The organism is Paenibacillus sp. AGC31, assembly GCF_057334655.1.
The window spans coordinates 437,112-461,387 of record NZ_JBHFJH010000024.1 but is presented as its reverse complement, the minus strand read 5'-3'; the positions used below and the strand labels follow the sequence as shown (position 1 = coordinate 461,387).

Genomic DNA, 24,276 nt, shown 5'->3' with positions numbered 1-24,276 from the left:
GATTCACTTCTAACTGGCTCATTGTAAAAATAAGTGCACGACGTTCTGCAATGTAGCCGTTCCGGTTACGAATCGTTTTTCGGATCGCTGTTATCCCCGTATTTCTTTGATTCCCTTTTTAAAAGGGAGAAATCCGGTGATAAAGGCGAACGCTCTGCTTCCTCCAAATCGATTTCGTCCCCTGCACTACTTTTGCATCTGATCAGCGACTGATTTTTAGGATAGAGAACATCAATGAAGTGATATCTCTTAAACGCGGAATGCTCCTTCAAGTCTGTTGCTTCCTTGGCTTCGCATGTCCTACTCAGGTTCAATCTCTATTTTCAAAAACAGAATCATTCCATATGTAGGCGTACAGTAAAAACATCATCTGTTAGCACTCTAATGATTGGAGTGCTAAACCCTTCCTTTTATATAACATATGGGAAAATTGGGTGTCAATACGCAGGCGGCTATTTTAACAAAAAGATCGAATAACCCTTCAACTTTTGCACATCACCAATCATTTTAACGTAATCCCGCGGGTAAAACAAAAGCCGCCTCGAACCAAAGTTCGAACCGGCATAGGGAAAGATACTACGGTTAGGATTAGAAAATTTTACTTTTTCACCATTTTCGGATCAAGGGTGTCGCGCAGACCGTCGCCCATGAGGTTGAAGCCGAGAACGGTTAACATAATGGAAACGCCGGGGAAGATCAGTGTCCACGGTGCTTTTTGTATAAACTGACGGGAGTCCGACAGCATTTTACCCCATTCGGGATCGGGTGGTTGTGCGCCCATGCCTAGAAATCCGAGCGCAGCAGCTTCGATGATCGCCGTCCCAATTCCAAGTGTACCTTGCACGATCAGCGGAGTAAGACTATTGGGCAAGATGTGGCGAAACAAGATTCGCCCATTACCCGCTCCAAGTGTCCGCGCCGACGTAATGAATTCCTCCTGTCTCAAGCTGAGTACCCGTGAGCGCACCAATCTTCCGTAAGTCGGGATATTCACGATGGCGATGGCGAGCAGTGCATTTTGCAACGACGGGCCCAATATCGCCACAATGGCGATGGCCAGCAAAATCCCGGGAAAAGCGAGCAAGATATCAAATAAACGCGAGATAAGCATGTCCGCCCATTTTCCATAAAATCCGGCAATTAAACCAAGCAACGTACCCGCGATAATGGAACCAATGACGGAGAAGAAGCCTACCCATAATGAAATACGCGCCCCATGCATCACTCTGGAAAACACGTCACGCCCCAGATCATCGGTACCAAACCAATGCTCTGCCGAAGGGGCCTGAAGCCGATCCACCAGCACCTGTTCCTTGTAATCGTAAGGAGCGATATATGGCGCGAGGAAGGCCAACAGGATAAAAAACACGATAATAATTAGACCTGCAAGGGCAAGCCGATTTTTCCGAAACGTTCTCCACGCTTCCCGCCATGGACCGGATGTGCTCGCCGACGCAGCGTCTATGGATGGTCCGGTATTGGTTGATAATTTGGCCATGCGGCGTCTCCTTTCTTGGATATGAATGAATGATAAATCCCCTATTTATAACTGATCCGCGGATCAAACACGGCGTAGAGCAGGTCCACAATCAGGTTAATCACCACGAAAAAGAACGCCACGATCAGAATGCCACTCTGGATCACCGGATAGTCCCGCGAACTAATCGCTTCATATATATAACGTCCCACGCCCGGCCAAGCAAAGATCGTTTCGGTCAACACCGCACCCCCAAGCAGCGATCCGGTCTGGATGCCGATAACCGTGAGCACGGGAATAAAAGCATTTTTGAGTGCATGTCCATATACAACAAAAAACGGCCCCAGTCCCTTCGCCTTTGCTGTACGAATGTAATCCGAACTCATCACTTCCAGCATGCTGGAACGCGTCATCCGAGCAATGACAGCCATCGGAATCGTACCAAGCGCAATACTCGGGAGAATCAAATGTTTCGTTACGGTCCACAACTGATTCCATTGTCCAGCAATCATCGTATCCAGCACATACAAGCCCGTAATGGCTTCGACCGGATCACGTGCATTCATGCGCCCAATGGAAGGCAGCCACTGCAACTTGTTCGCAAACAGCCATTGTTCCATCAGACCTAACCAGAAGATAGGCATCGATACACCCACCAAAGCAATGACCATACAGCAATAATCAAACCAGGAGTTGTGCTTCCATGCACTGACAATCCCGGCATTCACCCCAATAATGACAGCAAACAACATACTAGCCATCGTTAATTCGAGGGTTGCTGTCAGATAAGGCACAATTTCCTGGGCAATAGGCACCTTAGTGCGGATGGATGTTCCCAGGTCGCCTTTGAGCAAGTCGCCCAAGTAGGCGAAATATTGCTGGAACCAGGGTTTATCCAGACCGAGCTGGTCACGAAGGGCCTGCTTGGATTGTTCGGTTGCCTTTTGCCCAAGTATGGTCTCAGCCGGGTCACCCGGAATCGCGTGGATGATGGAAAAGACGATCAGGGTCATGCCCAGCAGTACGGGCAGCAACACAAGCACACGTTTGACAATATAGCTGTTCAATCCTGTTCACCTGCCTTCGACATATCGTGCAAAATAAAAAGCGCCGGCAGAAACGCATGCTTTGGATAGTTACGTCCGGATGTGGGTTCTGCCAAGCATTGCGTCTCACCAGCGCTTTGAGAGAAATAATTAAAACGTAATCACTCCGAACTGTAGTGCCATCTTCAGATCGCAGTTATCCTGAAATGGATAAGTTCAGCTTACAGCTTACTCGAAATAAGCACCGGCATAGGATTCGGTGCCCAGTGGAGAAGGGACGAAACCTTTCAGATTGGCTTTACCCGCCAGAATTGGCGTCGTGTGTACCAGAGGAATCCATGGTGCGTCTTCCTTGATAATGACCTGTGCCTGTTTGTAAAGTTCCGCACGTTTGTCTTGATCGGTTTCTGTCTGTGCACCCGTCAGCAATGTGTGTAATTCTTCGTTTACATAGAAGCTGCGGTTGTTGCCCGGAATAGCGTCTTTGTCGAGCAAAGTGTACAGGAAGTTATCCGGATCCCCGTTGTCACCTGTCCAGCCGAGCATGTAGATATCATCTTTCTCCCCGGCTTTGGCATCATCCAGATACGTCGCCCATTCTGGGGATTCGATGTTCGTGGTCACGCCAATTTTCTCAAAATCAGCTTGAATCGCTTCCGCTACCTTCTTGCCATCAGGCATATACGGGCGGGATACTGGCATTGCATAGAAGGTTACCGGATCAGGCAATCCGTCAGGGAAGCCAGCTTCGGCCAGAAGAGCTTTTGCTTTTTCCAGATCATATGGGTAATCCTCAATGGTATCGTTGTATCCCCACAGTGTTGGCGGCATAGGGTTGACAGCAGGCTCAGCTTGTCCAGCAAAAAATGCATCAATAAGGGCCTGCTTATTCACCGCATGATTGAGAGCTTGTCTGACTTTGACATTATCAAATGGTTTCTTCTTAAAGTTAAAGCCGATATAGGCCACGTTGAACGGTGGACGCTCGATCTTCTGTAACTCGCTGTTGCCTTCAAGGATGGACAGATCGTCCGGGTTCAGGTCTTCCATGACATCAATCTCGCCGTTTTGCAGGGCATTGAAGCGAGCGGTGTTATCCGGAATGGAACGCACGATCACCTTGTTCAGCTTCGGTAGTCCTTCTTTCCAGTAATCCGCGTTTTTCTCCAGGGTGATGGAGTCGTTACGCTTCCATTCTTTGAATACAAATGGGCCGGTGCCCACAGGCTCGCTCTTAAAGTTCTCTTTTTTCTCCTGAATCGCGGTTGGGCTGGCAATGCCAAATGGCGTCATCGCAATATTTTGCAGGAAAGGCGCTTGTGGCTGGTTTAATGTGAACTCCACCGTAGTCTCGTCCGTCGCCGTCACTTCCTTGATCACACGTCCGTCCTCTGGACCAAACATGGAGTCGTAATAATCGAAGGAATCTCCTTCGAATTTATATTCACTCGCCGGATCGCCCCAGCGGTTAAAGTTGAACACAACAGCCTCCGCGTTAAGGTCAGTTCCATCATGGAATTTCACACCGGACTTCAGCTTAAACACATACTTGAGCCCATCCGCCGAAATCTCCCAGCTCTCTGCTAGTCCAGGAATGACCTCTGTTCCGCCTTCCTTGTAGTCCAGCAACGAATCAAACACCTGATGCCCAATCTTCAGCGACTCCCCATCGGTTACAATCGCCGGGTCGAGTGCTACCGAATCCCCACCACGGCCCATAATCATCGTATCCTGGGCTACCGTTTCGGTTGGAGGGTCGGTTCCTTCCGCCGGAGCAGGTGTAGCCTCTCCACTCTCATTACTGGAGCAACCAGACAACACCAATACGGTACTCAAAGCCATCGTTAGAACACCGGACATCCATTTTTTTCTCATTCGCATACGTACAACACCCTTCCCTGTCTCATAATGTGTGTGATGCTGGCATGAAAGATCTCCAATGTTGGCAATCGGTTTGGTGCTATGTATCATATAAAAGGCTTTAGATGCCTGCGATACCTGAATTAAAGTTCTGGGGAAAGTACGGCATGTATATGAAATGTAAAAACAGCATGGGACACGTATGGAATACAGGTAAATTTCAGATCGTGCACATGGATTGAGGACGTCGGTTGATTACTTTTATAAAAAAAAGAAAAAGGTTCGACAACGTATCTTGTGAGATGAATCTATGAAAATGAATGAAATTGATGCGTTTTATTTGAACTTAGGTCAATAAGCAACAGCGAGTGGGTATGGACTGGTAAGAGCAAGTTTAAGTTGGTAGATCGAAAATACAGATGGGCATACGGATACTACGCTGCTGGCTACGCAATAAAGTCTGTTCCTTGAGCGTGTCGTCTTGAGCATGGAGTGTGGAAGCCGGATTAGGTAGCGTTCGTTTGCAATACGGATGAAAGAAACTCAACAAAGGCTAGGTTGTTAGCTGTGTAAGTTGTTTATTAGAGTGGTTTTCTCTTGCAGATTGGATGTGTAAAACGTATGAACGAGTCATCTTGAGATGTTGGATTGTACAACAGGGAGACATTACAATAACTTCATATGTTATGGTTTTGTCATGATGAGGAGGATTGTGTAAATAAACTGTGGTGAAAAACAATTTCGTGTAACTTACTTTACATCACATTAATCAATTAGACAAGAGATTTACAGACATAAGTCTTCAACTTTATTATATGTGTTAATATCACTTACACTAAACACAAAAAAGGAACACAGTTCGACAAGAAACGTCCCGTGTCCCTTCTCCACTCAATCCACTTTCAGATCAGATCAACATTTTAATTTGCTAAGAATCAGCTCACTTTTTAAACAAACCTCTGCGATGCATCACGGTAATAAAACGGTAAAAATCATAACTCGCCCCATTATCGATGCTGAACAATGGATTTTTGGTGTCATATGCCAGTGCTGCATCCACAGCTGCCTTCGCCCATACTGGAACTTCCATTTGCTGACGCGCCTGCAGTTTGTCGACCTGGGATTTGAGCGCATCAAACGCTGCTTTCTCTTCGGCTGTCATCGGTTCGCCCCCTTTCGGTGGTTCGGTTGGTGGATTCGGATGACTTGGATTCGTCGGATTGGATGGCTCCGGTGGTTTCGGAGTGGCTGCTGCGTATCTTGCTCTGAGCTGTGCCGCTGTTCCCTCGAATTCATTCATATCCACGTTACCACTAATGCCATTCACCTTGCCTGAATCCGTATACTGCCAGAACGTCCAACGCTTCCATGCCGGCTGGTCGTCCGGTACACGGGTGTTGCTGTAACGCGCGATCCACAGATCGTATGAGCTGAGTGATATGTCAAAATTCCCGGCAAATGAATTGCCCGTGTATATGATCGGTTTTACACCTGTCAGACGTTGTAATTCGGTTAAAAAAGCTTTGGCAACGGTATTCATCTGCGTTTTGCTCAGGTTGCCAGGGTTGTTCTCGTAATCCATGACGGGTGGAAGTTGTAAAGCTTTGGCCCCTCCAACTTTGTTAAGTGTATTGGCATAATGTGCCGCTTCGGCCTTGGCACCATCGGTAGATGTCGCGCGGAAGAAGTGATATGTTCCGACCAGCATGCCCGCCGCCAGTGCGCCAGTTACATTTTTCTGATAATTAGGATCGGTATACGTCTGTCCCTCTGTTGCCTTGATGAATACAAATGTCATGCCACTTGCCTTCACCTTCGCCCAGTCAATATTGCCCTGGTATCGGGAGACATCAATGCCCTGTGTGTTGCCCGAACTTCTCGTTTGCATGTTTCTCACACCCTTTATGCGGCAAATTGCCGTTTGTATCAGCATTTTACATCATTCGATTCAAGCGTTCCCAGGTACAAGTATAGACAGATTAGAGCATTCTGATCTATACATTGCTGATTGGATGTCACTCTCTGGATTGATGCAAAATGCTCCTATAGTTAATGCGGTTGGATCAGGGGTTGCTTGTGTGCGTGTCCCTGATGTGTTGAGTTATGTGTAGTTTCACGTGCTGGCTTACTATAGTCGCATTACTTCTTACTATCTCCAGCCTGTGAATCGATGTCGTCCGGATCAGCCTGTGAAAAAGAATCTTTGGCACTTGGGGAGAAGTTACCGGGGAGTTCCCCGGTTCCCCCTTTGCCCTTGAGCACTTCAATGGCTTGCCGAATCACCGGCGGAATAGGTGCGCCCAACTTGCCCCCGTTTTCGATAATGGACAACAACTCATTTGCGATATAAAAAAAGGCGACCGCATCCCTGAACAAATGTCCGTCTCCCAGAACACCGTCCACCAGATGAGCCACCGATACCATTGCAAATATAAATACCTTTCGGGCGATGCCGAACATGCCTACGTTACTTTCTAATTTCCCACTCATACCCGCCGCCGCGATACCAGTTAGGTAGTCGAGGATGACGAATACGAGTAATACACCGAGCACGCCTGACCAGCCTCCGAAGAAGTAGGTTACCGAGCTGCTCATGAGTGCAATTCCCCATTTCCATAGGGTATCCCATCGTTCCATGGTTTCACCTCAATTAATCTTTAAGTTTCTTTAGTATTCTTCTTCTCTCAAACGTAACAAGCAAAGTTTCCAATTAATCAACCCAAACAGTACTTCCCTGTTCAAAATAAAAGTTAAGTATAATATAATCTATCAACTTTACAATACAAAAATTAACTTATAAATAATCCCTAAAAAAGGTTTCTACTTCCTAATACATAATTATGTTTTTCCTCTCTGTCACAATTCGAAACCAATATTGAAACTGAAATTGAACTACTTAAAAACTTCATCGAATTACCCCACCACCAAAAGTAAGTTCCGAACCTTGTAGCTGTGAATCTGATTTTGATACTACGGATCCACCAACGACATACAAAGCTAGATAGTTATTACTACCTGTGTTTTTCTCAGCATACACATGGCTAATTAAATCCACATATAGCGCATAATATTTGTTGCTAATTTTATTTTCAATAAGGGCTACATTAGAAGCACTGCGTATGAAAACACCAATACCAGTATCACTAGTTGCCTGTTCAAATTTACAATTGCTCAACCGTACATATTTACATAGTTCAATTTGAAAAGAAGTGCCTCGAGTGTTGATTACATCAAATCCGTATATCTCGACTTCGACTGAGCAATTATTTAAATAGCAGCTGCCTATTGTCACTTCGTTGGAAGCGTTCAAATAAATTCTACCTATACCTGACTTTCCAGATATTATAATCTGCTCCGGATAGTTTCCTTTATTCACTCTTACATAAACTCTGTGGTTTATAACTTCAGGTAGGATTGAAATAGCCTTAGCTATAGTTTTGAAAGCCTGGGCAGGAGATAAGCCTGTATTACCATCATATCCTGTACTAGCATTAACATAATATGTCAAGTTTTCAGTAGATGTCGTTGGACCTGCAGCCACTGGAGTCCATATGATTCCATTATAATATTCCATCTTTCCAGCTTTGATTCGTAAGCCATGCGTTTCCGAACTATTAACTATTGAGTCGGCATGAACATCAATTGCATAATTTGTAGCAATCCTCGCATCCCTAACCGCCTTCTCCGTTGCCGCCACCGTCTCGGACGTGCCATCCGTCTTACTAGACAACTGAACCTTCCCTTTCTGCGTCAAAGACGAATCAGGAACATCTATCTCCTCTATCGCTTCACGAAGTTCCTCTAAATCTTGCTTAGTCGCTACACCCTCATCAACCTTCTCCCAGTTCTGATCCAAATATTTATCCAGATCAAAATAGGTCGTCGATGGCGAGGAACGGTCAATTTTATTCAACCCAAGATTCGGTGTTTTTGGTCCATTCATTTAAGCTCCACCTCCTAAAAATTCATCCTGACGGGTCTGTTCGATCTCAGCCAGCGTCATGCTTTCCACTTCCGCAATCGTCAAATACCGCAGACGGTACTCCACGATCATATGTGCCGGTATGATATCCTCAATCGCTGCCTTCAGATCGTCCAGATTGGGTGGCAATCCCAAGGTATCTGTAAAACGGATAATGATCCTATATTCGCCTGAATCAACCGAAACTTCGATCCCACCACTCTCATACGCCTGTGCCACATTTTTCAGCATCGAACCGGAAACTTTACCACTTCCGCGCATTTTGGAAATGATTACGGATCTCCGCTGGTCGTCTGGCTTGGCTTGATTCGTCGGAATCTGCAAATCCCGCTCATAACGTTCCAATGTCCAGGTCGCAGACTCCGGGTAGAATTGATCCAGCACACTTTCCAAACCCACCGTAAGCTTGTCCAGCTCTACACCTTCGGTCTCCGTGAGAAGCTCCATCTCAAGCACATTTTCATACAATGGGGGCAAAAGAGTCATTAATACCTCTGCTTTACTCATATCACCTTCACCGTCCCAAGAACAGCTACTGCGCCGGGAGCGATCTCCAGATTGGACATACCACCATTCACCAGCAGATCACTATAATCAATCACGGGCGGGATATCCAGAATGACATTGGCAATACGTGTCCAACGAACCAACGGATCGGCAAAAGCCAGTTCTTTCAGATACGTCGTAACTCCCGTTTCAATCAGTGTCTTCACGCCGTCGTACGTTGAACCGGAAGCAAGCGTGACCTGCACCTCCACATCAATAGGTACTTCTTCTGCTCCCACCACCGTAACCACAGGTCCGATTGGAGCAGCACCTTCGCCCATTCCATCCTGGGTTGGATCGATATACTCCTGCACCGCCTCAATAACCGCCTCAGCGGGTGTTTGCATTTCATTATTCAACAACGCCACTTTGACTGTACCGGGGCCGTCCCACAGTGGAAAAGCCTTCGCTTTGCCCACACCGGAGTTTTCCCGTGCCCATAGCTCATATTGATATTTGTTCGCACTCGTGACCGGACGGGAAACTTTGTCCTGATAACGATCATATAAGGCCTGATCCGTTTCCTCGTCTTCGCCAGGAACAAGCAACTGTGTCAATTCAGCTGTCGTCAGGCCGGCGATATAATCTATGGGTAGCAGTGCCCCCGTATATTCATTACCTTCCGCTCCCGCGACTTCACATTCCAACACATATCGCCCTACCTCGACGCGCTCCACAACAACATACACCCGATCCCCCGTGGAAAAACGACTCTCCAAAGGAACTTCAACAGGCTTCCCTTCGTTATCCCGAAAACTGCCAACCCAACGTGCCTTCGTGGCCGCTTTCCGACTAATGCCAGACCAAGCCACCGCGCGATCCAGATACTCTCCAGAAGCTGTATCCGCAAACTTCAGATTGGCGTTCACATCCAGCTCGATATACATCTGAGCCATTTCCACTGCCGCTGGTGCAAGCGCATCATAGATAATGCTGCCTTCACGTTTATCCACACCATCTGGTACCCTATCCAGCATTCGGTTTAAAATAACTTCAAACGTCTGCTCTTCATACATTCATGTTCACCTCCGTCTCTTCCCTGAAGCTGCCAAAATCCGTTTCCACGGTAAAAGAAACCCGTACCCCGTCAGCCCCGTGGACAAAATCGAACTCGGTTACATCCGAAATGCGATCATCTGGAAGCAGCGCTTCGCGAATCCAGCGTTCCAGTTCCGATTCAACCATGGATCTCCCTGCCATTCCTTCCCAGGACCATTCCATGCCATAATCCGAAGAATAGATTAGATGCTCATAGCGGCGTGTGGACAACGCTTTATACACCGCCTGTTTTACCGCATCTTTTCCATCCAGTTGCAATCTTCCAATTCGTTGTCCCGAAGCTTGAAATACATACGTTAGACTTGGAAGCACAGCAGCTTCTTCCTGATCTTCTGCGCTAATCTGCGCACCCTGTGGAATCATGGATTCACCAGCCGATCCAGCACAACAAAGCTGTCTCCACCTTGAACACGTAACAACAAGACATGGTCACCCACGGTCCAAGTATTGTTCACTACGGATTCCGGCAGTACCAGAAAAGGCTCAGCCAATGCCAGCCGTTGTTCAACGGTAATCTCCAGAGGCTGTGTGTTTGTCACGCTTCCGTACATTACCTGAACGGGAGACTTGGCATCTACAGCGGCCACCGCCGCCTTTTTAATCACGTCCAGCATCATTTATCGTTACACCACCTTCAAATCCAGTGACATCGTATGCACGCCCCCCTGTACCTTATGCGTACATTCGTCTACCAGAAAATATTGATTAATCTTCAGTTCATTGATCTGGATGTTGACAAAACTGCCTGCCCTCACCTTGAAATCACCAAGCGCATCCACTTTCAACGTCTGCGTCTCGCGGTTACGGAGGGTCATCAGGGTCTTGAGCATTTCATCAATCTGACCTTCGTTCAGGCCATCATCCGCTTTTTGGTACAAAAAAAGCAGCCCCCATTGACGGATGCTGCCTGAATCCTGATGAACAAACGTTTCTCTTTTTCCCGTATCCTTGTTATCCCGATACAGCTTGATCTTGTTATATGTCTGGTCGTCAATCGACCGCGTATAACTGTAATCCGTGAGCAGACTGTTATCCCCGATGACAAAGCCGTAAGGCATCTCTTCCACATCCCGAAGCACAAGTTTGCCGAAATCATCGTAGAAGATATAGTTTTTACCGCCATAGATCAGCGTTCGGTCCAACGCCTCACAGATCATGTCAATCAGCTTTTTGTTATCGAATAACATACGCGGAATAACATATTTCGGCTGAATCAGATCACCAGTCTTCAACAGGAAATCCTTTGAAATTCGTTTAATTACATCCGCAGCAGTGGCATTAACGAACTTGTACGTCTGATTCGCGGTTAGATAACGAGTCTGGTCGTAGGCCTTGATTTTGACACTTTCGTCCTTACCGCTATCCACCGAGAAGATATATCCGTAAAATATGCCCACCTCGTTGCTGATATATTTCACGACATATCCATTCTCATATGTGAATTTCTTATTCTGGTACAGACTGCCCTTGATCAACGTGAATTCCAGAGAGGAAGGTTTGCCGATGCGGGAGGTTTTGTACGTAATGTCACCGGCAATTTCGCTAATGTCCCAGATGTTGCCCTGCTTGTCATCCAGTAATAACCGTTCCTTCATGTTTGCCAGCTTATCATCCAGCCTGATCTGCTCTTGCATATTCCCTCTCCTTTCACGGAAGCTTGATCACAAGTCCAATCGGCAGCTTCTTCAGTTGTGCATCTTTGATGCTATTCAGCTTTTGCAACTCTTTCCAGCGAGATCCATCTCCCAGATGGGCTTTAGCTACAGACCACAAGGAGTCTCCGGCTTTGAGTGTGACGGTCTTGGGCTGGATTTTTTCATTGGGCCGGGAGGCTTTGGTTTTTGTTTTCGAAGCAGCCGTATCCTTGCTGTCCTTGAGTGGCACTACTTTTTTCGCGGCATAAAAAATGAACTGCTTCAGCTTGATATCATACTGGATATCCCCCACCGTACCCGCAGTCTCCTTCCAGTCGAAGCTCTCAATGGAAACAGCCATATTAATGGTGTACCTTGCACTGGAAAAGAACAGTCTTACGGGTCTGCCCGTCTGCATCCAACGGATGATCTTTTTCACATATTCATAGGGATCACGGTAAAACTGCTTCTGAATTGCCGGATGTCTTGCATCGTAATTCAAATGATACGGGCTGTAGTCTGCCGGAAATATCCCGCTGAAACTGACTTCACGCAGCTTCGGCGATTTGATCACGTTAATTTCACCCAAAGCGCTAACGTTAAACGTACTGCCATCTCCCGAATCCGAAAACTCAATGCTCTCTGGTGTGACCGGGAAAAACATGTATTCAGAGCGGTTATTGAAGCTTAGTTGAATATAATATTCCACTTATCCATACACCCCCTGGGCACTGGAGACGATCTGACTGTTCAGTCCATCGGTGATTTTGCTGATGATGCTGTCCACATCATGTCCGCTGTTGATATCACCTGTAGTGACCTGAACAGTTGGCGTCAGACTGACAAATCGCTGAATCGCCTGCATCTCTGCAAGCTCACGCATCAGTTTCAAGTCCTCGCTGGTCACATCCACTGTACCGTCCACGTCACCGATCTTGTCCACCTGTCCGATATTGTTGATTTTGTTGATGTTACTCATGTTGCTATTGGGAACAACGGTGGGAGCAGGTGCTGTTGGTATCGATGGCATTGAAGGGGTTTTGGGTATTTCGGGTGTGAAGTCTTTGCCAAAATTACCTGGTAGACCTTTTTCCTTGGAATCCGCATTCGAGGTTGAAGAGAAACCAGAAAGTAAATCCTCCGCAACCTTCTGACCATCTTCAAAAGCTTTAGGATTGTACTCTCCGTTCATTTTGAAAAATGACTTCACATCTTTGTCACTCGTAGGCTCCCAGGATTCCAGACCTTTCTTCCATTCCTTTATTTCCTTGCCACCCAAACTAATATCAGAATCTTGAAACAAACCAATATTGAAACCAAAGGTTTTGTTAACAAGTTTGATCAGACTGTTAAGTCCGCCATTAATTCGTTCCATCGCATCTTCAATTATGGTTACCACGTTATAGAAGATATCAAGTATGAAAATACCCATGTTTTTAAATAAAATCTGTATGGCATATACCGGATCTCTGAAAAAGTTAAAAATCGCCTCCCCCAGCGAAGCAAACAGATTCCATACCGTCGCCACAACTACTCTTACGATTTCTCCAAGCATCATAAATGAACCTATGATGACTCCCAAAATCTCTGTACCTGACATTCCCATCATGTTCAAAATTCCAATAACTGCTGCGATTGCAGCAATGGCGAGCAGGATTGGCCAATTTAGCAATAACCAGGCCGCAACGAGACTATAGACTTGTGCGATAACCAATGCCAGAACAACAATTGCCAATGCCATCAGGATAGGCTGAATGATATCCCAGTTCTGCTGAATCACGGCTGCAATGTATAAAATACCGTTTACCAGCATCGTCAACGCGTTTGCCGCAACCGTAAATGCATTGCTAATCCACTCAATAATGACCGTGAACTCCCCATTTGCAAAGGCTTCATTTAATCGATCCAGTAAAGGTGTTAAGGCAACGAGGGCTGCCTGTCCAATCTGACCGAGAACCCCATTAAACTGATTCACCAATGCATTCCACTTCTGCAACGGTGAATCCAGCATGGTGTCAAAAGCCTGTTGGGTATAGCCTTGTTTTTGCAAAATAATATCAAGCTTTGTAATAAATCCATCCAGATTGGATGAATCAATGGTTTGTTGCAGACCTGCTCCGCTTAGAGCTTCAGCAGGAATGTTAAACGACTTGGCAAGTTCTCCATTGTCTCCGTTCATGGCAGCAACCAAGGCACTGGATGCATCTGACATACTTTTTCCATCTGGAGAAAGCATGCTCAACCGTTTAGTCATATCTCTCAGTTGGTCAACCTGATCCGTATTCTGTGCATACGGAATGAGAGATAGTGTACCTTTCAAAGCATCCGTAACATTCTGTCCGCTCTTGAAAGCTTCCGCACGGTAGCGATTAAAGATCGTCTCCCCCTGAGCATCATCACCCGTAGCAGCCATATATCGCTGCTTCAAATCCTCTTCCTGCGCAGCTGGTACGAGAACAGCTTGTCCTGCTGACTTGATCACGCTGATCCAGGCTCGCACTCGCTGGGCACCTTCTGTAAAGGCAGCATTTACCTTAGCCTGTTCTTCTGACACACCTTGGAGTAAGTTGCCTGCCAACTGAATTCGGCTCAGATTTCCAGGGTTGAATACCGAATTGATTACGGTAGGCAGATTTTGAAATTGCTGAACCATATTATTTGACATGATATACAGTCTTGCAAACATGGCATACATTCATTTCTCCCTCCTTTCCTTTTTATTTCTTCCGGGCTCGACTCTTGGACCGTTCTTTCTTCTCTTCCTCCACCCGGATGGAGATCATCGCATAGATGGCCGCTCGTTCTCGCATGGAGAAGGCCATAAGCTCATGCGGCAAAATGTTCAATTCATGGAGAGCGTAATAAGCCAGATTGGCTTCGGAATCGCCCTCTTTAATTAGTTTTTTACGTCATCCACCAGTTCGTTCATGTCCTGATTGAAGCCGTTCAGCTTCTGGACTTGTTCGCCAAGCGAAGCAAATTCCCCAGGCAACAGCATTTTCCGCAAAAGCGATTCCGCCCCCATCACGCCATATGAACGCTGGAGTTCAGCATTTTTCAGATCGGGATACACGACACTTGCGCTCATCAGGCGAGCCATGTAATCATTTGCATCGATGTCGGGTGTGTAGACACCGTTCTTACCCTTAATTTTGCGGGTAGCTGCCTTGCGGCATTCCTGGTTTTCGTCCTCGGTCATGCTGCGCAGTTTCCAGGCAACCGGCTCGCCTTTCTCATCTTTAAAACGGGGGGATACGATAAACTCCTCCGTTGTATCCGTTGCTGCATTTTGGGCAAAAAACATACTCAATCCACTCATGTATTGTTCCTCCTCTAAAGTTAGGCTCCCCGCCGCAAGAAGCGGCGAAGAGCAGAATTTCCACACGCCAAATAGCCCGTAACACAGGCAAGTTGAACAGGTTTCTTTTACAAACCCGCTGTAAATTTATACTCTTTATAAATCTCAAATCATTATGCTTTCACGCTACATTACTTCGGCAGATTAAACGATACAGGCATATCGACATCTTCAAAAGTAAAGCTCACTTCTTCCTCCAACGCCTCGGCCTCGGTATCCAGAGATGCCATGATTACACTGTCGAGGTTGACGCCTTTGAGGGTCACCGTCTGTTTGCCAATTGTAGAGGAAGGATCTTCGTTGGTCACTTCAATGTCGAAGTACGTGTCCACCCCATTCTGCATGTACTGGAGCATCAGCTCGCGGAAACGGGAAGTGGTATAAAAGATCGTCATGGAACCCGAACCGGACCAACCGGTTGCTTTGTGCTGTACGCCGCGGCGCCCCAAGGTTTTGACCTCTGCTTTTTGTTTCTCCACTGTTGCTTCCAGCGTCTTCACATAGAACATTTCTTCCGTCTGTCCGTTAATCGTTGCGTATGCGCGGCCTTCCTGGCCGGAGATCGTGTCGCTTGCTTTCAAAAATGCCATCTTAAACCACCTTCACTTTCATATATACTTTTTCAACGGAATCCACAGGTTGGACCTGAATCTCGATCAGAATACTGTCAGTTTCATTGCCCGGAGCAACAGTGATATCTGTTTTGGAATCGAAATTTTGAATCGCCCCAATATCCTGAAGCTGCTTCAGATAAGTGACACATTGGGAACGGAACAGGCTGCGCCCATCTTCGTTGTTGTTCACTTTGCCGATGTAATAGGACTCAAAAATCCGTTTCATATCGTTAGCGATGCCATCGAGAACACGGACAACACGGTTTTTGGCAAAATGACGTGCCTTATCCGGTGTAATGGAACGGAATGTATTCACATCCTGCTCTACCACTGCACGGTTGCTGCTCGCGGTAAAGACAAACTCGCCATTACGCAATGCTGCTTCTGTCTCGCTATGTGTCAATCTGCCATTCACATCCACGGCATCGTCATACGCACGGAACGTCAGGGATTCATTCAGGTTAGCACCCGCTGTTGCACCGGCAGTCCATGCTACTGTTTGTTTCGGCGTAAGGACGGTGCCATCTGCGAGCACAACACCATTTTTGACACTTATGATGCCTTCATGGTCTGCAGCAGGATAATCAGACAAAACGAGTTGCACTTTCTTGCCCTCGGTATCACGCAAACGTTTGATGTAAGCTGTGTAGACTGACTTGAGTGTGGCATCATCTGAAATCAGACCGACCGTGTTAAAATCCAGCACCTCTAGCTTGGTCAGAAAATCGGCATGCTCCTGGTTGGTTGCTGTACCATCCAATCCACCTGTTAGTGGAAGTGACGCTGTAGCTGTGAGTGCACCTTCACCAGTAAATGTGACGTATGCGTTGGATTCCAGAGCTTCGATGGTGGATGAAGTTTGTTTGTCCACTTCTTTACCCGCAAGCAAAGTGGAGACATCCAATTGTTTTGGGTCATTGATATTCGCGGAGATTACAACTGCCAGATCATTACCACGTACGCCGCCGTGTTGGGCTGTCACTGTCAGTTTGTCCAAGGTTGCTTTGGCTTTGGTCCCTGCGTTGAGTCGGTAAAGTAGCAAGGTCTGCGCCCGTTTCAATGCCTCGCGGATCAGCAGCATTTGCGGTGCTGTCCAGTCATAGCCTAATTTGGCTTGTACATCTTCACCTGCTTGTACGGTCAGGATTGTGCCTGCTTGCCCCCACGACAATGGAAGTGCCAAAGCCACCGTTCCTCGCTCTCCTACCGTACCCGGCAATGAGCCCTCTGATGCAAAATTCATATATACGCCGGGGCGTACCTTGTTTTGTGTTGTCCATGTTCCTCCAGCCATTATTGTGCCTCCCCATTCATAAATTGTTGGATGTGTTGCTGTGCTTCTTGTAAGGTGTATGTTTCTTGTTCCAGCAGAACTGCTGCCAAAATATCTTTCTCGATCCGGCTAAGTTGCCGGGATTCGGCGAACTGCGATTTGCTGTATTCTTGGTTGTTTTTCTGTTGAGCTTCCGGATTTTTAGGATCCTGTTCTTTTTTCGTAAACATCGCCAATGCGCCTCCTATTCCTTTCATGTAGATCCCCTCATTGGTTTAGTTATTCTCTCGTAGCTTTAAGTGCGGTGGGTCGCTGCTCCAGTTGTTGCATGGTAGCGGCGGACTCCGACACTTTAGTGGTTCGCATGGTATAGTACACCAGCATTCGTGGAGTATCTTTCTCCGTCTCCCAATGCAGCTCCGTTGCCCGATAGGGCGTGCCTTCCATCTCAATGGTTTCCAATGCTTCAAACAGTTCATCCGGCAGAGTTGCCGGGATATTGTCTGCATCAAGCCAGCGGATTTCGAAAGCGTGAGATTGCACGAAGCGATCGCTGCGTTCCCGGGTAAGTTGGGCGGATAGCAGACGGTATGTGATGCCTTTGGAGTCTGAGGTGGAGCTTGTACCGCCTGTTGCAGGTTGGATCGGGATGTTGGGGAAATGCCGCGTCAGAGCGTCTGCGATGGCAGTGGTTAGTTGGTTTGTGGTCATGGTTCACCTCCTTTTTATTGGTAAGAACTGAAATTAAGTCAGGTCTCCTATTTAACAAGGACTAGCATCCGATCTTACGTGTTATAAATATACGTTCAGAGCTGATCCTGTGAGAGACTTAATCGGCGCACCCAGTTTGCCTCCATTTTCAATAATGCACAACAACTCATTTGCGATATAAAAAGGCGAGCGCATCTTACGCTGTGATCCCGAATAATCCAGTGTTACTCTTGGTGTGCCTGTCATGGCTGCCGCCGCAAACCCTTCTTTGTAATAGGAAAAGCCCCCTGACCGCTCCAGAGGACATAATAAAAAACGCCTTGCGGCGCTTATGCTCTTGCGTTAATAACATCCGACACGACTGCTTTAAGGTTATATAGATTAGATACCTGTTCCAGTTTATACGTGCCGGTCATGACCAAACTGACCCAAACTTTGACCAGTCCGCTGTTAGATGTAAATGTCATCGCTTATCCCCCTCGTGCCTGACCTGCAGCGATCATCATAGTCAGTTCTGCTACTGCAGTTTTCAGCTCGGCGTTTTTCCTCTTTCAATGCGGCATTGTCAGCAAGAAACCGCGCCGCCTGCGGGTTGTTCAGGACTGAATAGTCTGAATCAATAACCCCCTTTTCAATATCTACATTCAATACCGTTATGGTGTATGTGAACTCGTCGCCCGGCTTCCCTTCTCCGTTTTGGCCACAGCGTACCCATCCGACGCTCGTGGTTCTGTCGTCGAGATGGTCACAACGTTACCGGTTTCTTCGTAGTATTGCACATAATTGTAATCGGACATGATCGCGCCTCCTTATTAGACGTAAGATCCACCCGCACTGGCGTTCCAAATCTCTTTGCTGTCCAGCAAGATGCGGTAAAGACGCACACGTTTCCATACGGCTACGCCGCCGTTGTTTGAAGCGTGCGCCCGCAAATAGTAGGGCCCGGACAGACTGGACACGCTTAAGCTGACTGTAGTCCTTGTCGTCAGTGAGCCACGATACATTCGAGCGTCAAATGTTCCAGCTCCACCCATCTGCGAAGAGGAAGCAATAAAGATTCCGTCCGATTGGATGTCAGATGAACCTTCTAGAGCGTAATCGAACACCACATAAGAAACGCCAGTTAAATCCACTGGTATGTTTGTCACCACAGCTGCCTCGCCGCCGCCCGTGCTTGAGTTATATGCGTAGCATTCGACATGGTCCGATTGTTTGACCACATATGAATTGCTACCCCATACGTAACCCTTACGCATAGTCGGTGCGATTGACCAAATGGGTCGCCATACTCCCCCGGCTTTCGCATAAATTTGTTGGACAGCCCGCCAATTCCCTGAGACCATGACTGATAACTTATTAGGCGTTTTCCAAGTCCCGCCAACCTTAATGCCTAAAGCCATGCATTATGCTCCTCCCCTCTATCATGAGTATTGATACCAGATGTCACCGTCATTGCCGCCAGAAGGCGCTGCAGACGAGATAATATGCCTGTTTTTAGCATCAGCCACAGCCTGAAAAAGATCAGGGCTCCAAGACGACCATACATTATTTTCTTTGGTTCTTTGATATAAAGTCTGCACCCCTCCATTAAGCCGACTCGCTCTTTGGAGTACATAACCTGTACTGTTTGTATGGCACTGAACTTCAATGTACCACCATCCGTCAGCACTTGATGGTAAGGGAGAATTCACCAGATTATAGCCGTTGTACTGTCCATTTGCCGTCAAAGAGTTAAGGTTAGTCCCTGATGCTAGTACTTGGTTTTTACCGTCATCAGCCGTTAATTTGTGCTTTTGGAACAAGTCCCCCATGTGAACAATTCGAGCCAAATTTGGCGTGAAAACTGCTCCTGCTGTGGTTGCGACCGGGCCTGTATCAAACATGTAAACTTCCGTCGCAACAGCGCCTGAATACCGCATGTAAATACCACGAGCGCCTAAGTTAGAATGATTGTTTTCGTACTTGAATGTATTCCCATCAAGAAAACAGTTACTACCGTACAACACCGAACCATTTGAAGAGCCAGAAATCGTTCCCCACTGATTCATAATTAGTCGTCCAGTCATAACTCCGCCTGTACGCGGCAAACTCGCATTTTTCGCATCCCTAACCGCCTTCTCCGTCGCCGCCACCGTCTCAGACGGGCCATCCGTCTTACTGGACAACTGCACCTTCCCCTTCTGTGTCAAAGACGCATCAGGAATATCCATCTGACTCACCGCTTCACGAAGCGTATCCAAATCCGCTTGCGTCGCAACACCAGCATCAATCTTTTCAAAAATCCCATTAATACTCTCCCGGGTCACATTCTCGTTCCCCAAAGGTAGAGGTAACTTCAATCGATCCGTTTCTTGTGGCATTACGCCCACACCTCCAGTTCATTCCACGTCAGGGACGCAGCGTCCAGTTCATCCCACATTTTTTGTCTCTTGTCCAGGTCATCCCAGACCAGATAGCGATATTCATACTCCACAGCCATATGTGCAGGTTTAATATCCTCAATCGCAGCCTTCAGATCATCAATGTTGGGCGGGATGCCCATCGTATCCACAAAGCTCACCGTAAAACTCCACGCTTCCGGCTGAAAAGTTACATCCACCTTGCCCCCGGCATACGCCTCGGCCACATTCGCAACCAGCATGCCAGAGAACTTCCCGGCACCACGCAGCTTCGACTCCACCACGGCACGCCTTTGCTCCACAGGTTTGAGACGATCTGTCTCGATGCCGAGCTCCTGCTCCCAGAAGTCCAGCCCCCACGTAGCTGTACGGACAAAAAACTGCTCCAACGTCTCATCCAGCGCCTGGTACAGTAGATCCATCTCGTTGCCTTTGGCCTGCATATCTGCCTGCATCACGCGTGAAGTCTCATAATACCTTGGCAAATACGAGAACAACTCCCGCCCTTTCTCACTCGTCAGTCCAACATCTACAATAGAAGGAGCACTCATGCCCTGTTCCCTCCCTTCCTTGCACATCCACATGGAGCGTCTCGCTCACTAGCTCTAACCCGGAACGGAGTATTTCTCCCAATCTCCCTAGGCCTCCGCACTCCCAAACTACTTTCTCATCCACCATCTGCCCAACACTACTCATGAACTTCCACCGTCCCCAGCACGGCCACCTGACTCGCGGTCATCTCGATATTCTGGTCACTCACACCGTTCACGGTAAGCTCCGAATAGTCGATAATGGGCGGAATGTCCAGCAGAATCGCGGCAATGCGAGTGTAACGAACGAGTGGATCTGCAAAAGCCAACTGCTTCAAATACGCGGTCACCCCGCGTTCGATCAATGCTCGTACATCAGCCAGTGTCGCATCACTTGCCAGCGTCAGTTTCACCTGAATGTTCATCGGCACTTCTTCGGCTGGCATCACGGACACCACTGGCCCCGCCGGCGCAACACCTTCACCCTGTCCATCTTGCGTCGGATCTACGTACTTCTGCACCGCCGCCACCAAATCCGTACCCGCAGCACGTTTGTCCGTGTCCAACAGATACAATCCCACCGTGCCTGGCCCCTGCCATAACGGAATAACCCGCGTTGCACCAACCCCTGGCACTTCACTGGCCCATTGCACATATTGCGATTTGTTGCCGCTTGTCCCTTGATTGCGGACTTTGGCATAAAAGCGTTCCAACAACGCCGTATCGGCCTCAATATCCGCACCGCCTTTGATCACATCAACGTTCGTGACAGAAGTCACGCCACTTACAGGTGTAGACAGCACAGTTACCGTGCCCGCTGGCACATTGCTCTCTTTCCCGGCAACAAGCGCTCGCACACCTACCACCCCGGAGCCCTCTGCATCCAGTTCCAAACGTCCCACTGTCTCATATTCGAGCGAAGCTTCAGCAGACACTTCATCTGCGAGCGTAGCCACAACCGTGCCTGCTGGCACCACTTTACCTGGCGTACCCTCGAACCTCACCGAACCCTGTGCCGCCACCGCAGCCCGCCGCGTAATGCCGTGCTCTCCTGCCCGCAGATCCAGCTCTTCCGAACGAAAATTCGGATCACTGCTTGCAGCCGTACTTGCAAACCCACGCCGCAGTAATTCCTGAGCCCACAATGCCGCCTCAGACAGCATAAATGCAACCGGAGCCTCCGCATCCCACAGAAACGACCCCTCCGACTTATCCAGATCCGCGGGCAGACGATCCAGCATGCGCTGCATAATCTGTTCCTCCGTCTGGTCCTCCAAATAACGCGGAATCTCAGCCATCCCGTCAGATCACCTCACTTTCCAGAATAAACATCTCTTCCTGCACACTTGCCACCCGGCACGAGAACATGCACTGCTCCCGATTCCAATCAAACGTAAACTGGTCTACCGAATCCGTGCGCGGATCAGCCAGCAACGTCTCCGTCACCATCCGAGTAATCTCACTTTCCATCACACCCCGGCTGTCACCCTGACCCACCAGATCCTCCAGCTCCGAACCGTAGTTTCGGGAATAGATCACATGTCTGTATCTTGGCGTTTTCACGGCCTTAATGCACCACTGTACCCAGGCTTCATGCCCACCAGCCGCAGCGACTTTACCACTTGGGGTCAGTACAAAATCCCCTGCATCGTAATCAAATCGCCAGCTCCGTCCAAAGCGTACCTCTTCTGAAACCGCCCCCGACAGATCCTCCTCATCTCCCCATACCACACCCGTTTCCGGGAACAAACTAGGCATGCGCACTCACCACCTTACACAGCACCACAATGTCGTTACCGCCATTCACCCGCATCGCCAGCACGCGATCTCCCGCTTTTAATCCCTTACCAAGAGACCACACCGCTTCTTCCACTTCCTCTTCTTGCAAAAGAAACCGTCCCGTGCCCGTTGTTCCGCCGTTTGCCACGTCAGGTATACCGGAGATCGCGCCAGCAGTGTCGCGCTCCGGCAGTCCAAGCGTGCCCGGCAACTCGGCCACGAGGTAATCCTGCACTTCGTGCTTGAAATCATCCAGCTTCACGCCGGATGAGGTCATCGTACCCAGTACTGCTCCCAGCCCGCTCACGGCCTGACGGGAATGTGTACTCATCGCACCCCGCATGACGTCGGCAAAATGCCCATACGGATCATCTTTATTCAAGGTAATACCTCCTTTTCACCAGCTCGGCTGTCCCCAGTTCCAACGTCATCATTCCAGGTCCGGCAGACAGATCACGGCTAACCGACATGACGATTAGCTTCAGTCCTTTTAACAACACTGCGTCCCCAGCGCGGATCGTATTCACATCCGGTGCGGATATCGTAAAGGTCTCCTGAATACCCGTCAGATGACTTTTCGCCAGTTTTTTCGCGGCGGTTGTCGATTTCACCTGATCGTCCTCGACCAGCTTTTGCAATGTGCCCAGTTCTTCCACACGATCCTGCTCAATCGCAAGCACTTTGGAAGGAACTTCTTTGCCACTCGGTGACTCCGACGCCGCCATGACTTTAACTTTGGTAACCGCCCCTTCAAGCGTACGCATCTGGGTTAGATCAATTAGTCGATCCAGCTCATACACCTTTGCATTACTTCCAACCTGGAAGAGCTGCAACCCACCGGGCGTCATCCGTGGATGGTACATTTCACCGCCGGACTTCGCCGTTTCTTTCAGATCAGCAAACATCATCGAGAAGATCGTCTGTGACCGATACACGGCTTTTCCCAGCTTTGTCTTGGTTTCTGGCAATGTAGCGTATGGAATCTTCCACTCTTTGGCGTAGGTTTTGAGTCGTTGCGTAGCGGTCTGATCCTTAGGCAACAGGAACTCGTCCTCTGATTTTTCCAGATATATCATTCGGTCGTACACCGTGAGAGACAGCCGCTTGGTGCCGCTGTTCGAGCTTTCCACCTCCCAGATGACCGCAGGATGCAACAGATGAACTATGGATTTTTCGCCAAAAGGAACCCCGCTAATCCGCACCGCCATGCCCGGTGAGATCGAAGGCAGACCGGAAGATGCAGACACTGCCAGCCGGATGTTAGCCTGATAGGCAATCTGGTCAAGCGAGTCCTTCAGCGTAATTGTCTCCACCAGCTTGGTGATGTCATATTTGTCGTCGACAATGACTTTGTAGGTCATGGCATCACCAGCTTTTGTCCGGGCTTGATCCGGTTCGGATCACTCCCGATGATCTTTGCGTTGAGCTTGTAGATCTCGTTCCATTTGGAACTGCTGCCCAGCTCAAGCTTTGCTATTTTGGACAGGGAGTCGCCAGATTTGACGGTGTAGGTCTTGCTACTCTTTTTCAAATCGGTACGAGAACCTGACTTGCCCCCGGATGCCGCAGAACCGACCTTCTCCACCTTGGAATCACGCCATGTGCGCAGGGTCAGGTCGAAGTAAATATCTCCTGTCTCCCCCCCACGAAAGCTCGAATTAAGCGAAACAATAAAAACAGGCACGTTCACTCCGGTTTCGGAGATGATGAAACGCAGTGGCTTTTTGGAGATGAGAAAAGTGTTCAACACATTCATCGCCACGCGTGGATCCAGAAAATATTTTTCATCCATGCAATAGGACGGATCATATCGTTTCGGAAAAAAAGAAGAGAAGGTGATCTCCTTCACCTTCTCCCCTTGTGCAAAATCAAACTCGCCATGCTCCAACATATTGACCGTTTCATATCCCTTAGATCTGGAAATATTAACTTCTTCAGGGTTTACCGGAAATTGAAATGGAGTATTGCCATCCTTCAACGTAAATGACATTTTGTTAGGACCAACTTT

Annotated in this window: 30 protein-coding genes; all 30 read right to left on the bottom strand. The window is 48.1% G+C overall.

The features are described from left to right. Positions 1–65 precede the first annotated feature (65 nt). Positions 66–272 (bottom strand): hypothetical protein, encoded by a 207-nt coding sequence (locus tag ACE04G_RS09825; RefSeq protein ID WP_221819104.1) that lies wholly within the window; start codon positions 270–272, stop codon positions 66–68. 326 nt (positions 273–598) lie between these two features. Next, positions 599–1,498, bottom strand: a complete 900-nt coding sequence (gene nikC / locus ACE04G_RS09820) for a nickel transporter permease (RefSeq protein WP_076209596.1) — start codon at positions 1,496–1,498, stop codon at positions 599–601. Between the two features lie 41 nt (positions 1,499–1,539). Continuing rightward, positions 1,540–2,544 (bottom strand): ABC transporter permease, encoded by a 1,005-nt coding sequence (locus ACE04G_RS09815; protein WP_340909505.1) that lies wholly within the window; start codon positions 2,542–2,544, stop codon positions 1,540–1,542. 207 nt (positions 2,545–2,751) lie between these two features. Next, positions 2,752–4,398, bottom strand: coding sequence for an ABC transporter substrate-binding protein (locus ACE04G_RS09810; protein ID WP_449005331.1), 1,647 nt, complete (start codon positions 4,396–4,398; stop codon positions 2,752–2,754). Between the two features lie 925 nt (positions 4,399–5,323). Further along, positions 5,324–6,271: a glycoside hydrolase family 25 protein gene (locus tag ACE04G_RS09805; protein ID WP_449005330.1), complete on the bottom strand. Its 948-nt coding sequence runs from the start codon at positions 6,269–6,271 to the stop codon at positions 5,324–5,326. A 251-nt stretch (positions 6,272–6,522) separates the two neighbouring features. After that, positions 6,523–7,020 (bottom strand): phage holin family protein, encoded by a 498-nt coding sequence (locus ACE04G_RS09800; RefSeq protein WP_221819101.1) that lies wholly within the window; start codon positions 7,018–7,020, stop codon positions 6,523–6,525. A 268-nt stretch (positions 7,021–7,288) separates the two neighbouring features. Next, positions 7,289–8,326 (bottom strand): phage tail protein, encoded by a 1,038-nt coding sequence (locus ACE04G_RS09795; protein WP_221819100.1) that lies wholly within the window; start codon positions 8,324–8,326, stop codon positions 7,289–7,291. Beyond that, complete coding sequence (locus tag ACE04G_RS09790; RefSeq protein ID WP_449005329.1) at positions 8,327–8,872, bottom strand: putative phage tail protein; 546 nt, start codon at positions 8,870–8,872, stop codon at positions 8,327–8,329. Continuing rightward, positions 8,869–9,927, bottom strand: a complete 1,059-nt coding sequence (locus ACE04G_RS09785) for a baseplate J/gp47 family protein (RefSeq protein ID WP_449005328.1) — start codon at positions 9,925–9,927, stop codon at positions 8,869–8,871. Before ACE04G_RS09785 ends, ACE04G_RS09790 begins: the two co-directional genes overlap by 4 nt. Beyond that, on the bottom strand, positions 9,920–10,333 hold the full coding sequence (locus ACE04G_RS09780) for a DUF2634 domain-containing protein (RefSeq protein WP_449005327.1): 414 nt from the start codon (positions 10,331–10,333) through the stop codon (positions 9,920–9,922). The genes ACE04G_RS09785 and ACE04G_RS09780 overlap by 8 nt, the downstream gene beginning before the upstream one ends. Further along, positions 10,330–10,587, bottom strand: a complete 258-nt coding sequence (locus ACE04G_RS09775) for a DUF2577 family protein (protein ID WP_449005326.1) — start codon at positions 10,585–10,587, stop codon at positions 10,330–10,332. Before ACE04G_RS09775 ends, ACE04G_RS09780 begins: the two co-directional genes overlap by 4 nt. 6 nt (positions 10,588–10,593) lie before the next feature. Further along, positions 10,594–11,604, bottom strand: a complete 1,011-nt coding sequence (locus ACE04G_RS09770; RefSeq protein ID WP_449005325.1) for an XkdQ/YqbQ family protein — start codon at positions 11,602–11,604, stop codon at positions 10,594–10,596. 13 nt (positions 11,605–11,617) lie between these two features. Continuing rightward, positions 11,618–12,313 carry a LysM peptidoglycan-binding domain-containing protein gene (locus tag ACE04G_RS09765; RefSeq protein WP_036668863.1) on the bottom strand — a complete coding sequence of 232 codons (696 nt, stop codon included), beginning with the start codon at positions 12,311–12,313 and terminating at the stop codon, positions 11,618–11,620. Further along, entirely contained in the window at positions 12,314–14,299 is a 1,986-nt protein-coding gene (locus ACE04G_RS09760) for a phage tail family protein (protein ID WP_449005324.1), read from the bottom strand. A 201-nt stretch (positions 14,300–14,500) separates the two neighbouring features. After that, complete coding sequence (locus ACE04G_RS09755) at positions 14,501–14,923, bottom strand: phage tail assembly chaperone (RefSeq protein ID WP_036611390.1); 423 nt, start codon at positions 14,921–14,923, stop codon at positions 14,501–14,503. A 170-nt stretch (positions 14,924–15,093) separates the two neighbouring features. Beyond that, complete coding sequence (locus tag ACE04G_RS09750; RefSeq protein ID WP_017690162.1) at positions 15,094–15,552, bottom strand: phage tail tube protein; 459 nt, start codon at positions 15,550–15,552, stop codon at positions 15,094–15,096. 1 nt (position 15,553) lies between these two features. Continuing rightward, entirely contained in the window at positions 15,554–16,870 is a 1,317-nt protein-coding gene (locus ACE04G_RS09745) for a phage tail sheath family protein (protein ID WP_449005323.1), read from the bottom strand. Further along, positions 16,870–17,079, bottom strand: a complete 210-nt coding sequence (locus ACE04G_RS09740) for a YqzN/YkzM domain-containing protein (RefSeq protein WP_449005322.1) — start codon at positions 17,077–17,079, stop codon at positions 16,870–16,872. The genes ACE04G_RS09745 and ACE04G_RS09740 overlap by 1 nt, the downstream gene beginning before the upstream one ends. 49 nt (positions 17,080–17,128) lie before the next feature. Continuing rightward, positions 17,129–17,560, bottom strand: a complete 432-nt coding sequence (locus tag ACE04G_RS09735) for a phage tail terminator family protein (protein WP_449005321.1) — start codon at positions 17,558–17,560, stop codon at positions 17,129–17,131. Between the two features lie 81 nt (positions 17,561–17,641). Continuing rightward, entirely contained in the window at positions 17,642–17,806 is a 165-nt protein-coding gene (locus ACE04G_RS09730) for a phage holin family protein (protein WP_449005320.1), read from the bottom strand. A gap of 83 nt (positions 17,807–17,889) precedes the next feature. Beyond that, entirely contained in the window at positions 17,890–18,027 is a 138-nt protein-coding gene (locus tag ACE04G_RS09725) for a hypothetical protein (protein ID WP_449005319.1), read from the bottom strand. 186 nt (positions 18,028–18,213) lie between these two features. Beyond that, positions 18,214–18,357: a hypothetical protein gene (locus tag ACE04G_RS09720; protein WP_449005318.1), complete on the bottom strand. Its 144-nt coding sequence runs from the start codon at positions 18,355–18,357 to the stop codon at positions 18,214–18,216. Positions 18,358–18,372: 15 nt separating this feature from the next. Beyond that, a complete protein-coding gene (locus ACE04G_RS09715) occupies positions 18,373–18,960 on the bottom strand; it encodes a hypothetical protein (RefSeq protein WP_449005317.1) in 588 nt (195 codons plus the stop codon). A 21-nt stretch (positions 18,961–18,981) separates the two neighbouring features. Next, positions 18,982–19,920 carry a pyocin knob domain-containing protein gene (locus ACE04G_RS09710; RefSeq protein ID WP_449005316.1) on the bottom strand — a complete coding sequence of 313 codons (939 nt, stop codon included), beginning with the start codon at positions 19,918–19,920 and terminating at the stop codon, positions 18,982–18,984. Beyond that, positions 19,920–20,510: a YmfQ family protein gene (locus tag ACE04G_RS09705; protein ID WP_449005315.1), complete on the bottom strand. Its 591-nt coding sequence runs from the start codon at positions 20,508–20,510 to the stop codon at positions 19,920–19,922. The genes ACE04G_RS09710 and ACE04G_RS09705 overlap by 1 nt, the downstream gene beginning before the upstream one ends. Before the next feature lie 137 nt (positions 20,511–20,647). Then, positions 20,648–21,787: a baseplate J/gp47 family protein gene (locus ACE04G_RS09700; protein ID WP_449005314.1), complete on the bottom strand. Its 1,140-nt coding sequence runs from the start codon at positions 21,785–21,787 to the stop codon at positions 20,648–20,650. Positions 21,788–21,791: 4 nt separating this feature from the next. Beyond that, positions 21,792–22,247 (bottom strand): DUF2634 domain-containing protein, encoded by a 456-nt coding sequence (locus ACE04G_RS09695; protein ID WP_047841940.1) that lies wholly within the window; start codon positions 22,245–22,247, stop codon positions 21,792–21,794. After that, complete coding sequence (locus ACE04G_RS09690) at positions 22,240–22,650, bottom strand: hypothetical protein (RefSeq protein ID WP_449005313.1); 411 nt, start codon at positions 22,648–22,650, stop codon at positions 22,240–22,242. The genes ACE04G_RS09695 and ACE04G_RS09690 overlap by 8 nt, the downstream gene beginning before the upstream one ends. After that, the gene (locus tag ACE04G_RS09685; RefSeq protein WP_449005312.1) at positions 22,643–23,629 is read right to left on the bottom strand and encodes an XkdQ/YqbQ family protein; all 987 of its coding nucleotides are present in this window, start codon (positions 23,627–23,629) and stop codon (positions 22,643–22,645) included. The genes ACE04G_RS09690 and ACE04G_RS09685 overlap by 8 nt, the downstream gene beginning before the upstream one ends. Beyond that, a complete protein-coding gene (locus ACE04G_RS09680; RefSeq protein ID WP_449005353.1) occupies positions 23,626–24,258 on the bottom strand; it encodes a LysM peptidoglycan-binding domain-containing protein in 633 nt (210 codons plus the stop codon). The genes ACE04G_RS09685 and ACE04G_RS09680 overlap by 4 nt, the downstream gene beginning before the upstream one ends. Between the last annotated feature and the right edge of the window lie 18 nt (positions 24,259–24,276).